Annotated in this window: 9 protein-coding genes; 8 read left to right on the top strand and 1 reads right to left on the bottom strand. The window is 56.2% G+C overall.

The window, feature by feature from the left end:
* The first annotated feature begins 79 nt into the window (after positions 1-79).
* The 5 genes from AC09SL_RS03370 (at position 80) to leuD (ending at position 8,122) form a co-directional block, all read left to right on the top strand.
* On the top strand, positions 80-1,909 hold the full coding sequence (locus tag AC09SL_RS03370) for a DUF1302 domain-containing protein (RefSeq protein ID WP_058545114.1): 1,830 nt from the start codon (positions 80-82) through the stop codon (positions 1,907-1,909).
* Between the two features lie 9 nt (positions 1,910-1,918).
* Positions 1,919-3,280: a DUF1329 domain-containing protein gene (locus AC09SL_RS03375; RefSeq protein ID WP_058545115.1), complete on the top strand. Its 1,362-nt coding sequence runs from the start codon at positions 1,919-1,921 to the stop codon at positions 3,278-3,280.
* A 146-nt stretch (positions 3,281-3,426) separates the two neighbouring features.
* On the top strand, positions 3,427-5,727 hold the full coding sequence (locus tag AC09SL_RS03380; RefSeq protein WP_231139214.1) for an ammonia-forming cytochrome c nitrite reductase subunit c552: 2,301 nt from the start codon (positions 3,427-3,429) through the stop codon (positions 5,725-5,727).
* A gap of 361 nt (positions 5,728-6,088) precedes the next feature.
* Positions 6,089-7,510, top strand: a complete 1,422-nt coding sequence (leuC, locus tag AC09SL_RS03385; RefSeq protein ID WP_058545116.1) for a 3-isopropylmalate dehydratase large subunit — start codon at positions 6,089-6,091, stop codon at positions 7,508-7,510.
* Positions 7,511-7,513: 3 nt separating this feature from the next.
* The gene (gene leuD / locus AC09SL_RS03390; protein ID WP_058545117.1) at positions 7,514-8,122 is read left to right on the top strand and encodes a 3-isopropylmalate dehydratase small subunit; all 609 of its coding nucleotides are present in this window, start codon (positions 7,514-7,516) and stop codon (positions 8,120-8,122) included.
* 38 nt (positions 8,123-8,160) lie between these two features.
* Here the strand turns inward: leuD and AC09SL_RS03395 are convergent, their stop codons facing one another.
* A complete protein-coding gene (locus AC09SL_RS03395) occupies positions 8,161-9,087 on the bottom strand; it encodes a LysR substrate-binding domain-containing protein (protein WP_155742055.1) in 927 nt (308 codons plus the stop codon).
* 295 nt (positions 9,088-9,382) lie between these two features.
* Here AC09SL_RS03395 and AC09SL_RS03400 point away from each other — a divergent pair, with 295 nt between their 5' ends.
* The 3 genes from AC09SL_RS03400 (at position 9,383) to AC09SL_RS03410 (ending at position 12,556) form a co-directional block, all read left to right on the top strand.
* Complete coding sequence (locus AC09SL_RS03400) at positions 9,383-10,798, top strand: acyclic terpene utilization AtuA family protein (protein WP_058545119.1); 1,416 nt, start codon at positions 9,383-9,385, stop codon at positions 10,796-10,798.
* Positions 10,795-11,103 (top strand): DUF4387 domain-containing protein, encoded by a 309-nt coding sequence (locus AC09SL_RS03405; RefSeq protein ID WP_058545120.1) that lies wholly within the window; start codon positions 10,795-10,797, stop codon positions 11,101-11,103. Before AC09SL_RS03400 ends, AC09SL_RS03405 begins: the two co-directional genes overlap by 4 nt.
* Before the next feature lie 79 nt (positions 11,104-11,182).
* The gene (locus AC09SL_RS03410; protein WP_196764437.1) at positions 11,183-12,556 is read left to right on the top strand and encodes an MmgE/PrpD family protein; all 1,374 of its coding nucleotides are present in this window, start codon (positions 11,183-11,185) and stop codon (positions 12,554-12,556) included.
* Positions 12,557-12,574: the final 18 nt, after the last annotated feature.

Consider the following 12,574-nt stretch of genomic DNA (forward strand, 5'->3'; position numbering starts at 1 on the left):
CAGTTATCTAGGGAGGATGCCGTGTAGATACACCCGTAGTTCTCACCTGTATTAGTGCGAATGCCGAGAGATAATAACAATGATAAATAACCGTTCTACTCGTCTGCCCATCGTGCTGGGCATATGTGGCTTTATGCCAATTTCTGCACATGCTGTGTCATTCAAAATAGGCGAAATTGAAGGACAGTTCGACTCTTCTCTTTCTGTGGGAGCAAGCTGGTCCACGCAGTCTCCTGACAAAGATCTCTGGGGAGGCAGCGGGGATGATGGACGCCGAAATTTCGATTCTGGTGAAACTTTTTCCAAGGTCTTCAAGGGGATCCATGATCTGGAGCTGAAGTATGGCGATAGCGGCATATTCGTACGTGGGAAGTATTGGTACGACTTTGAATTGAAAGATGAAAGCCGGCCTTTCAAGGATATTGAGGAAGGTGGTCGTGATCCAATGGCTAAAGCTTCTGGCGCGCAGTTTTTAGATGCCTTTTTGTACCACAACTATATGTTAATGGATGACCTCGCAGGTACCGTCCGAGTCGGCAGGCAGGTCGTTAACTGGGGAGAAAGCACCTTTATTCGCGGTGGTATCAATTCTATGAACACCATCGATGTTTCCGCGCTTCGCCAACCAGGAGCCGAGGTTAAAGAAGGCTTGATTCCGGTCAATATGATTTACCTGTCGCAAACGTTGAGCGAAGAATTCAGCATGGACATGTTCTATCAGCTGGATTGGGAGAAGACCGTTGTCGAAAATTGTGGCACCTTTTTCTCGCAGAACGACTTCGTGGCAGATGGATGCGGAGGAGCCACAGTCGGACCGGTGCTCGATCAAAACGCGTTTGCGCAACAGGCTCTCAGCCCCTTCGGAGTCAACCTGACCGGCGAAGGTGTCGAGATCAAACGGGCGAAAAATAATGAGCCTCGGGACGATGGCCAGTGGGGTGTCGCCCTTCATTGGTTTTCATCAGCATTGGATACTGAGTTTGGTGCGTATGCGGCTAACTACCACAGTCGCCAACCTTACGTCAGTTCCATCTCCAGCCCCAACACCACAAACCTGGCCTTTGCCCCGCAGCTTTGCTCCAACCTGGGTATTCCTGCTGGTGGTTGCGCCGGCTTTCTATCTAGCGCAGCTGGCAGGCAACTGGTCTCGGCCTACCGCTTGGGAACGTCTCAGTATTACGTAGACTATCCAGAGGACATCCGCCTCTATGGCCTCAGCTTCAGCACCATGCTGAGTACAGGAACAACTCTTTCAGGAGAGGTAAGCTACCGACCGAACTTGCCTCTACAACTGAACTCACCTGACCTGACGGCAGCTGCCGTAGGTAATCCCGCTACTACCCCCATCTACTCCTCGGGAGCTTATCCGATAAGTGATGGTGCACCCTCCAATGGTTATCAGCGCAAGGAGGTAACTCAGGCCCAGGTTACTGGTGTACATCTGTTTGAAAGCATCATGGGGGCAAGTCGGATGACGTTAGTGGGAGAGGTCGGCGTGACTCATGTGGGCGGGCTGGAGGGGCGAGGAGGCCTACGCTATGGCAGAGCATCGGTATTCGGCCAAGGCGAGCTGTATCCCGATAACGGTCTATGCCGTGGTGAGTACTGCAACAATTCTGGTTTTGTAACCACCACCTCTTGGGGTTATCGCGCCCGTGCAATCTGGGAATACGACAACCTGATTCCCGCTGTCCAGTTCCGCCCAAGTTTGGCCTGGTCGCATGACGTCGACGGCTATGGCCCCGAGCCGGGGTTTGGTGAGGGATCTAAGGCCGTCAGCGTGGGATTGGATGCAACCTATCGAAGTACTTACAACGCCAATCTCTCCTACACAAACTATTTCGGTGGCGACTACAACATGAGCGCCGACCGTGACTTCGTCGCCCTTAGCTTTGGCGTTACCTTCTGAGGACTCCCCATGAAAAATTTATCGATCTCCCTTTCGGGCATAGCCCTGGCGCTTGTTGCTTTGAGTCTTCACGCGGCGGTGCCTGCGGATCAGGCAGCAAGGTTAGAGAGTAGCTTGACTCCGGTAGGCGCTGAGCGCTCCGCAAACCAGAACGGCAGTATCCCTTCTTGGAGCGGTGGCCTGAAGGGCAAGGCCGGAACCGTCGATGCGTTCGGGCATCTCAGTGATCCGTTCGCATCGGAGTCGCCTTTGTTTATCATCACCGCTAAGAATGTCGAACAGTATCGGGATAAGCTGAGCGAGGGTCAATTGGCCCTGTTCAAGCGCTACCCGAACTCCTTCCAGATGCCAGTGTACCCCACCCACCGTACCGCAAGCGTTCCAGAGCCGGTTGCACAATCGATCAGGCAGAACGCCACATCCGCGTCATTGATGGAGGGGGGGAACGGCCTGAAAGGGTTTTCGACGGCGATTCCTTTTCCCATCCCACAGAACGGCATCGAGGTCGTGTGGAACCATATCGCGCGTTATCGTGGAGGTAGCGTTCAGCGAACCATTATGCAGACGGCTCCGCTTGTCGACGGAAGTTACGTACCTGTTACGATGAGCCAGTGGTTCACCTACCGTGACAATGTCAAAGACTTCGATCCTGCAAATCCCGGCAACGTGCTTTTTTACTACATGCAAGCGATTACCTCGCCGGCACGCCTATCGGGTAACGTACTTCTAGTACACGAGACCCTCGACCAAGTAAAAGAACCTCGCAAAGCGTGGATTTATACCGCAGGCCAGCGCCGGGTGCGCCGGGCGCCCCAGGTGGCCTATGACGGCCCCTCGCCTGGCGCGGAGGGGCAGCGAGTAGCTGACAATACCGACATGTACAATGGCTCCCCAGACCGCTATGAATGGACGCTGATAGGCAAGCAAGAGTTGTATATCCCTTACAATGCCTACAAGCTTCAATCCCCTGAATTAAAATACGACGAAATCATCAAGCCCGGCCATATCAACTCGAATCTGACCCGCTATGAACTCCACCGTGTATGGGTCGTTGAGGCGAAGTTGAAGGAAGGTGAGCGGCATGTCTACGCGAAGCGGAAGTTGTACATCGACGAGGACAGTTGGCAAATAGTAGTTGCTGAACATTACGACGCGCGGGGGGACTTGTGGAGGGTCGGCGAAGGATTCATCACCCAAATCTACGACAAGCAGATCCCCTGGTTGAGTGTTGAAGCTCTTTATGACCTGCACAACGGCCGTTACGTGGTTTCCGGTTTGCGCAACGAAGAGCGCTCGCGGATGGACTTCGGCACCGTTTCATCCTCTTCGGATTACACGCCCTCGGCATTGCGCCAGGTTGGCATTCGTTAATCCATTGTCTGGTTAACGGTACACGCACAAGGTCCCGCCATCCGCGGATGGATTTCTCCGGGTGGCAGGCGTACTGCTAGAGCGAGCACCTTTAGAAGAGCGCGACGTATACATTGAACAGAAAAGTGGGGTGCCGAGCTGTGTGGTTGAGCGTCCTGCGCTGGATACGCTCAGATGCTTTTATCTTGATTTTAGCCTTCGTCTGCACAAGCGGGGAAAGCGCCCACAGCGGTGGACTTCCTCCTGCATTGGCGACAGAGCGTGAAGGATATGCTTCCGCTGATAGCTGCACGGGCTGTCATGCCACACAGGCGGAGCAATGGAAGGGATCGGACCACGGCTGGGCCATGCGCGATGCCACTCCTGGCAATGTGTTGGGTAAATTCGATGACGTCATCTTCGAAGAGGGGGGTGTCCAAGCCCGCTTTTTTCGCAAAGGCCAGGACTACTTCGTAAATATTGAAGGCGAAGATGGGTCACCGGAAGATTTTCCTATTCGCTACACTTTTGGTTACTACCCGCTACAGCAGTATTTGGTTGCCTTTCCCGGCGGTCGCTTACAGGCGCTAACCGTCGCTTGGGATAGCCGTTCACGAGAAGAAGGGGGACAGCGCTGGTTTTCTCTCTATCCGGGGCAACGCTTTATGCCTAACGACCCTTTGCACTGGACTGGTCGCTATCAAAACTGGAATGCCATGTGCGCGGATTGTCATTCAACCCGCCTGCTCAAAGGCTATAACGAGCAGAAAGACAGTTTCGCCAGCACCTGGCAGGAGCAGAGTGTGGGTTGCCAGGGATGCCATGGGCCAGGGCAAACTCATGTTGATTGGATGCAACGCAAACGAACTTCTGGACAGGACACTTCGATCAGTGGCCTTGGACTGCAGGTGGATTTCAAATCGATGGACGGTCGGGAGCAGGTTGAGCAATGTGCCTTCTGCCATAGTCGTCGCCAGACGCTTGGTGTTGGGCAATTGCCCGGCCATCCTCAGTTGGATCAGAGTCTGCCAGTCACCTTAGGCGCTGATATGTATCACGCTGATGGGCAGATTCGGGGCGAAGTCTACGAGTATGGCTCCTTCACCCAGAGCAAAATGTACGCCGCCGGAGTGGCGTGCACGGACTGCCATGACCCACATACCACCAAGGTTCGGCAAGAAGGAAACGCTCTCTGCCTCCAATGCCATAATGCTCGTCCTCCTACCAGCAGATTTTCAATGCTCAAGGCCGGGGACTACGACAGCGAATCGCATCATCATCACCCGTCGGGCTCACCAGGAGCCCAATGTGTCAACTGCCATATGCCAGCGACTATCTACATGTCGGTGGACCTGCGGCGTGACCATGCTGTTCGGATTCCTCGCCCTGATCTGAACCGCAAGACGGGAAGTCCCGACGCTTGTACGGCTTGCCACCAGGGCCGCTCACCGGAGTGGGCGGCCGGGGCCGTTGAGAACTGGTTCGGTAAGCCCCGGCGCCCAGCTCAATATGGGGAAGTGTTTCGTGACGTGCACGAAGGAAATATCAACGCCCTGAGTATGCTAGGGAAGGTCATTCGGGATAAGAGCAATCCGCCCATTGTCCGGGCAACCGCTGTGCAGCAGATCTCGAAAATTGGCGCCATGGCGCTCCCGAATGTAGCTGAGGCCCTCAAGGACGAGACGGCGTTCGTCAGAGCTTATGCGGCTTCCGGCTTTACCGGCATGCCACCTACAGCGCGTGTGAAATCCCTCCTGCCGCTGATCAGCGACTCTGCCTTGGCCGTGCGTGACGAAGCCGTGCGTGCGCTATCAGATCTGCCTTTAGCACAAATCCCTGAGGCACAGAGAGATCTATTCAGGTTCGTGTTAGCCGATTATGAGCGTCGTTTGCGTGGTAACGCCGATCTGCCTGGGGGGCGCTTCAATCTGGCAGAACTCCTATCCCGTCAAGGGAATGCTGATCAGGCAATGAATGAATATCGCCAAGCATTGAAGTTGGATCCGTATTTTTCCCCGGCGCGGATCAAGCTTGTAACGCTCGTTAATACACATCATCGTCAGGATGAGGCTGAGCGATTACTGCGCGAAGGCTTAAGTCTGGAGAAGATGCCAGTCACTGATCATGGCAATTTGGCGTACATGCTTGCCCTGTTGCTCGTGGAAAAAGGAAGCGAAAGGGAGGCGCTTCCCTGGATGGATAAGGCTGCCTCGGCGATACCCGAGAGTCCGCGCATTCGTTACAACCAAGCGCTCTTGCTTTCAAGTATGCATCGTCGCAGCGAAGCTATTGGAGTGTTGCATGAGGGACTGAAACGATCGCCGAATGATCCCGATCTGCTCTACGCGCTGATTTATTTGTATCTCAAACAGGGCGAGAGGACCCACGCCGTCGGATACATCAGGCATATGCGAGACGTAGCCCCAGATGATCCCCGCTTAAACGGGTTGGAGCGTTATGGGCAGTGATTTTCGGCTTAACACTCTGTTGTTACTCAGGCCACCAACATTTTTCCATTTGAGGTTTTCCCATGCAGCCACAACGCCGTTCCTACTTCAAGTCCTTCAAGGTCCGGGTCATTCAAAGTGTGCCCAGCCCGGGGCCTCAGTTGACAGCGTAGCGCAGAGCTATAGTCTTAACGCAAACCTTGCCCATAGGGCGGCGTTCTAATTCAATGACGACTGCTTGACGCTGTCGGAAACACACGTCATGGAGCACGCTGATTGTTCACGAATCGTGTTCCATACCATCACTTGAACGTGGTTGATGGGCTTTTCATTGCGAATATCCTTTGTTCATCCGTGACCCGGCACAACAGAGCGCATCGCAATGACCAGCCCTCGTACCCTCTACCAGAAGCATATCGATAGCCACACCGTCGCTACCCTGGATGATCAAGGGCATGTATTGCTCTACATCGACCGCCAGGTGGCCAACGAATACACCAGCCCTCAAGCCTTCAGCGGGCTCCGCGAGGCGAAGCGTGGCGTCTGGCGTCCTCGTGCGACGCTGGCGGTCGTCGACCATGTCAACCCGACCAGCCCGAACCGTATCGCGGCCATGCCCGACGCCGGTGGTGCCTTGCAGGTCGCGTATTTCGAAGAAAACTGTCGGGACTTCGGCATCGAGCTTTTCGATGTGCTGGACAAGCGTCAGGGGATTGAGCATGTGGTCGCGCCGGAGCAGGGCTTTATCTTGCCGGGTATGGTGGTGGCCGCGGGCGACAGCCATACCACGACCTACGGGGCCCTGGGTGCGTTTGGTTTTGGTATTGGTACCTCCGAAATCGAGCATCTGCTGGCGACCCAGACGCTGGTCTACAAGCGCCTGAAAACTATGCGTGCCACGGTCACTGGCAAGCTGGGCATGGGCGTCACCTCAAAGGACATCATCATGGCCTTGATCGAAAAGATCGGCGCGTCGGGAGCAACCGGTTACGCCATTGAATTCGCAGGTCCTGTCATCAACGCATTGAGTGTCGAGGCGCGGATGACCATTTGCAACATGGCTGTGGAGGCCGGCGCACGGGGTGCATTCATGGCGCCTGATGAAAAAGTGTTTGCCTACGTCAAATCCAAGCCTCGAGCCCCTCAAGGCGAACATTGGAATGTCGCCGAAGAAAAGTGGCGCGAGCTGTTCACCGACGAAGGCGCGGTGTTCGACCGCGAAATCCTGCTGGACGTGGATGCTCTGGAGCCGATGGTGACCTGGGGAACCAGCCCGGACCAGGCATCGTCTGTCGGTGGCAGCGTTCCAGACCCGGCGGCTATCGCCGATCCGATCTTGCGTCAGGGCATGCAGCGCGCCTTGACCTACATGGGGCTGGAAGCCGGCATGGCGTTGAGTGACGTGCAGATCAGCCATGCCTTCATCGGCTCGTGCACCAACGCGCGCATCGAAGACCTGCGTGATGTCGCACGGGTGGTGAAGGGCAGGAAAGTCGCCTCGACAGTGCGGGCGATGATTGTCCCCGGATCGACGTTGGTGCGTGCCCAGGCGGAGGAGGAAGGTTTGGCCAGGATCTTCCTCGATGCCGGTTTTGAATGGCGCCAGTCCGGATGCTCGATGTGCCTGGCCATGAACGATGACGTGCTCGCTCCGGGTGACCGTTGCGCATCCAGCACCAACCGAAATTTTGAAGGTCGCCAGGGGGCGGGTTCACGGACCCACCTCATGAGCCCGGCGATGGTTGCCGCTGCGGCCATCCGTGGTTGCCTGACAGATGTCCGCCTATTGGCCGAGGAGGTTTGAACCATGCAACCTTTTGAGATAGTGACTGGAAAAGCCGCGCCTTTGCTCGCGCCCAACATCGATACCGACGTCATCATGCCCAAGCAGTTTTTGAAGGGGATCGATCGAAGTGGTTTGGATAAAGGGGTGTTCTTCGACCTGCGTTTCCTTGAGTCTGGCGAGCCGAATCCAGACTTCATCCTCAATCAACCGGCGTGGACCGGGGCCCGTTTCCTGGTGACCGGGCCCAACTTTGGTTGTGGTTCCAGCCGCGAGCATGCGGTATGGGGGCTCAAGCAATGGGGGATTTGTGCACTGATCGGAACCAGCTTTGCCGGCATCTTCTACGACAACTGCCAGCGCAACGGCGTGCTCGCGATACAGCTTTGCGAAGCGCAGCTACAGAGATTGGTTCGCGTGGTGAACAATGGGGCCACCGCGACGATTAGCGTCGATCTGCCTAACCAGAAGATTTGGCTAAGCGAGGGGTCGGTCATCGAGTTCACCCTCGACGCGCTGCGCAAGCAATCGTTGTTATCGGGGCTGGACGCTATCGGCGCCACCTTGCAGCGGGCGGCGCAGATTCGTGATTTCGAAGCGCGACACTACTCAGAAAATCCGTGGCTGAACTGAGTCCACAGGAGCGCTTGCCAGCCGCGGCCGTCGAGCGCTCAAGCGACGGCGAGCGTCTTGAAATGCGCCTCTAAGAACTCGATACAGGCCCTTAGCTTGGCTGACTGGCTGACCCGTGTCGGGTAGATGGCCCAGACATCGGCGCTCTGGGCATAGTCAGGCAGCACGTGGACCAGTTGTCCGCTTTCAAGCAGGGGCTTCACGTCCCACAAGGAGCGCAGGATGATGCCTGCGCCGCTCAAGGCCCAGCGCAACACAATCTCGCCATTGTTCGATGAAAGCGGACCGTTGACGCGGACGGACTCTTCAATGCCGTCCTTAGTCAGGTTCCAGATGCCCAAGACGTTGTTACGCTCCTTGAGTACCAGACAATCATGGCTAGCCAGATCATCCAGGGACGTTGGCATGCCGCGCTTTTCCAGGTACCCAGGGGTTGCACAGAGCACCCTGCGGTTACTCACGAGTTTTTTTCCCAGAAGTTGTTGGGGGAGGTCGTAGCCCACCCTGATTTCGAGATCGAAGCCTTCATTGACGATATCGACCATGCGATCAAACACGTCCAGGCGAATCTCCAGTCGAGGGTACCGCTGCGAAAGCGCGGCGATCGCGGGCGCGACATGGTTGCGGCCAAAACCGAAAGAGCTGCAGATATGCAGGCTTCCCTGCAGTTGCTGGCGAGAGTCGGTCAGCTCGCTGATGAAGTCATCCATATCCCCCAGCAGTCGAGTCGCGAAGATGCGGACACGCTCGCCGTCGTCGGTCAATGCGACACGTCGGGTTGTGCGGTGCAACAGCTTCGCGCCCAACGCGGCCTCAAGGACGGAGATCCGCTTGCTGACATACGCTGGCGAAAATCCCAGTGCCTCGGCGGCATTGCCAAAGCCGTTTTTGCGGATAACGGTGAGGAACACGCGCAGGTCCTCAGGCAGCAGGGATTGTTCTCGATGGGTAGGCTTGCGTCTCATGGCCTGGATTATTCCAATCATGTTATCGGAGTCAGTTTGCAAGGGATGCGCTAAAAGTTCATGCAACCCATTGCAATGTAAGTGCTCATCGAGCACGCCCCCGGAGACCAGCTTTTAACACACCCGCCTGGAAATAAAAATAACTCCGGAGTCTTGGCGCGATATTGATCGGGTTATGCCTGGAATGGCCGAATCGTAGTGTGTTCGTTAATGATATATGGATAAATTCTGTCCACTTGTCAGCGCAATTGGAGTCTTTATTATTGGCCCACTGAGTGGTCTAGAAGAGGTTGTTATGGTGCAGTTATTTGAAGGTTGCGTAAAAGTGATCGTGCCCTGTGGTTCTTTGGGGGCGGGTGTTCGAGAAGAAGAAATTGCTTATGGGTTGGCGGCGGGTGCGCAAGTAATCGCCACGGACGCAGGTTCAACGGACAGCGGCGCGGCCTATCTTGCACTGGGCAAGTCCAAGAATAACCGAGGCGCGGTAAAACGTGACCTGAAGATATTGATGAAAGCGCAGGCACGATCCGGTGTGCCGATCATTGTGGGTACCGCTGGACAGGCGGGCGGTAATCTCAATCTGGAGTGGACGCGCGATATTGCCCTGGAAATCGCCAAAGAGTTGGGGGTGACGCCGAAGATTGCACTCATCTATTGCGAGCAAGACAAGGACACCATCAAGAAGCTGAACGCAGAAGGTCGTATCACGCCGCTTCCACCACATGGCGAGCTGGAAGACGCGACGGTGGACAGTTGTGAACACATTGTCGCGGCACTGGGGGTGGAACCCTTTATCGCCGCCCTGGACGGCGGTGCCAATATCATACTGGCCGGCCGTGCGACCGATACCGCCGTCATCGCCTGTTATCCCATCTGGAAAGGCGCACCGTGGGGCCCGTCCTGGCATGCCGGCAAGACGGGCGAATGCGGCGTGCAATGTGCCGTAAACCCCACGCTAGGTTCGGGTATCTTGCTGAGTGTTGATGCGAACGGCTTCGAAGTCGAGCCGTTGAGCCAGGACAACCAGTGCACGCCCCATAGCGTCTCGGCCCATATGCTCTACGAGAACAGTGATCCATTCCGGTTGGTAGAGCCCGGCGGCATCTTGAATGTTGCCCAAGCGCGATATGCCGATTTGAATGGACGCGCCGTCCGGGTAGAAGGCTCGCGCTGGGAGACGATGCCCTACACGATGAAGTTGGAAGGGGCCGCCGCCGGTTTATATCAAACAATCATGTTGGTGGGCATTCAGGACCCGGATGTGCTCAATGATGTCGATGGGTTTCACGATCGTTTGCTGGAAGCGCTTTACACAAGAACACGCCAGTCCATTCCAGCGCAAGAGTTGGGCGAGTTTCATATTTCCCTGCGAATGTATGGGTGGAATGGCGTCACCGGAGTAACGCCGCCTGTTGGAACATTACCGCCACCTGAAATAGGTATGTTGTTTGTCGCGACTGCCGCCACTCAGGACATGGCCAATACAATTGCTCATGCCTGTAATCCCTACTTCTTTCATTATCCCAGTGTCATGGGCAAGGAATTGCCTTCGTACGGATTCGCCTTTACACCTGCGGATATACCCCGAGGCCAGATTTATGAGTTCAAGTTGAATCACGTGGTGCAACTTGAGAATCCCATGGAGTTGGTCCGTCTTGAATGGATTGATTTGTCGGACACGTCGATGGTGATGAAGGAGCTTGCACAATGATTAAGTTGCGTGATGTTTGTCGGCATGTTCGATCCAAACAAGCGGGGCCGTTCTGGATTACGTTCGATATTTTTTTCAACGGGCGCGAGAATTTCGAGCGTTATTGCGATTGTGCCGCACTGTCCCCGGCGCAATTTGCCAGGCTCTACGGCACCGATCCCGAACGGGTCAAGCGCATCGCGGTGCCCAACCTGGAAATGGTCAAGATTTCCTATCCCCGTGCGACGCCACAAGGCGGCATGGTCGAGCGTGACATGCACGCCGGCCAGCAATACGTCCGCCTGCTTGACGTGGTCATCGACTGAGACAGCGGGCGCCACGTCGCGCCTTGATCTGTTCGCCTCAGGGACGAGGACTGACCCACCTATTCAACCCGAGGTAGTTATGACGGACTCGACCGTTGCGATGCGGCTTGCACGCTATGCCCACGCATTCAGAAAACAGCACCTGCCCGAAGCGATCATCCACCTCGTACGCCAGCGTTTCATCGACAGCCTGGCGTGCGTGCTGGGTGCCTATGGGGCTGATCCGGTAAAGGCCGCCGTGGGTTACGCCGCCGCCAATACCGCGAAATCGTCCGGCGTATTTGGTACGAACCTGCAAACAACCCCGGAAATCGCGGCCTTCACCAATGGCCTGATGGTTCGTTTCCTGGACTATAACGACGGCTACATGGGCCTGGAGCCGGGTCATCCCAGTGACAACATTCCAGCTTGCCTCGCCGTGGCGCAAGCCGAAAACGCAACCGGCGCCGAACTGATTTCGGCCATCGTCCTGGCCTATGAAATCCAGATGCGCCTGCAGGATGCGGCGAGCTTGAACAAGCGTGGCTGGGACCACGTCAATTACATCAACGTCGCGATGGCGGCAGCGGCTTCCAACCTGATGAAACTGGACGTGGCGCAGACGGAGCAAGCGATCAACATCGCCGTGAGTGGTCACTTGGCCATGCGTCAGGTGCGCAGTGGGGCTTTGTCCGACTGGAAGGGCTGCTCTGCGGCCAACGCCGCGCGCAACGCCATTTTCGCCGCCCAGTTGGCGCGCCATGGCATGACAGGGCCGTCGCCAGTGTTTGAAGGTGAGATGGGGTTCTTCAAGCTGGTCTCGGGACCGTTCGACCTGGATACGGATCGTTTTGCTACGCCTGGCAATGGTGATTACGCCATACGGCGCTCCCTGACCAAGACATTCCCCACCAATGGCGAGCTGCATACCGCTGTCTGGGCCGCGCTTGATATTCGCAAACGCATCGATGGCGTAGAAGACATTACCGCCATTACGATCGAAACGTCTGAATTCAACCGCCGGGTACTGGCCGATACGCCCGAAAAATGGTTGCCGAAGACCAGGGAAACGGCAGATCACAGCCTGCCTTATAACGTGGCGCGGGCCTTGCTCGATGGCGACATCACGGTGGGCTCGTATTGCCCTGAAAAGATTGCCGATCCTGCGGCGATTGCCTTGATGGAAAAGGTCAGCGTCGTCGAGGACCCGGCGTTGACCGCACTGTTCCCACGGCATCTTGCCAACCGTGTCAGCGTGACTCTGATGTCCGGCGAGCAAGTCGTGAGTGAGATGATCACCGGGCCCGGGTCAGTCGAAACGCCGATGACCGATCACGATTTCGAAGGTAAATTCCGGCGCATGGCCATGGCGCATATCGATGCCTCGGCACAGGCCAAAGTACTCGGGTTCGTTGCTGGCCTCGAGCAGCAGACCGAGTTCAGGTCGCTGTTTGCGGCGATGGCTGTCTCATGACAGATCGGCCGCTCCAGT

The organism is Pseudomonas sp. PF05 (assembly GCF_056521845.1).

Bases quoted from the DNA above. Each gene is read 5' to 3' on its own strand.
- AC09SL_RS03370 (WP_058545114.1), top strand. From the start codon at position 80: ATGATAAATAACCGTTCTACTCGTCTGCCCATCGTGCTGGGCATATGT.
- AC09SL_RS03375 (WP_058545115.1), top strand. From the start codon at position 1,919: ATGAAAAATTTATCGATCTCCCTTTCGGGCATAGCCCTGGCGCTTGTT.
- leuC (WP_058545116.1), top strand. From the start codon at position 6,089: ATGACCAGCCCTCGTACCCTCTACCAGAAGCATATCGATAGCCACACC.
- leuD (WP_058545117.1), top strand. From the start codon at position 7,514: ATGCAACCTTTTGAGATAGTGACTGGAAAAGCCGCGCCTTTGCTCGCG.
- AC09SL_RS03395 (WP_155742055.1), bottom strand. From the start codon at position 9,087: ATGAGACGCAAGCCTACCCATCGAGAACAATCCCTGCTGCCTGAGGAC.
- AC09SL_RS03400 (WP_058545119.1), top strand. From the start codon at position 9,383: ATGGTGCAGTTATTTGAAGGTTGCGTAAAAGTGATCGTGCCCTGTGGT.
- AC09SL_RS03405 (WP_058545120.1), top strand. From the start codon at position 10,795: ATGATTAAGTTGCGTGATGTTTGTCGGCATGTTCGATCCAAACAAGCG.
- AC09SL_RS03410 (WP_196764437.1), top strand. From the start codon at position 11,183: ATGACGGACTCGACCGTTGCGATGCGGCTTGCACGCTATGCCCACGCA.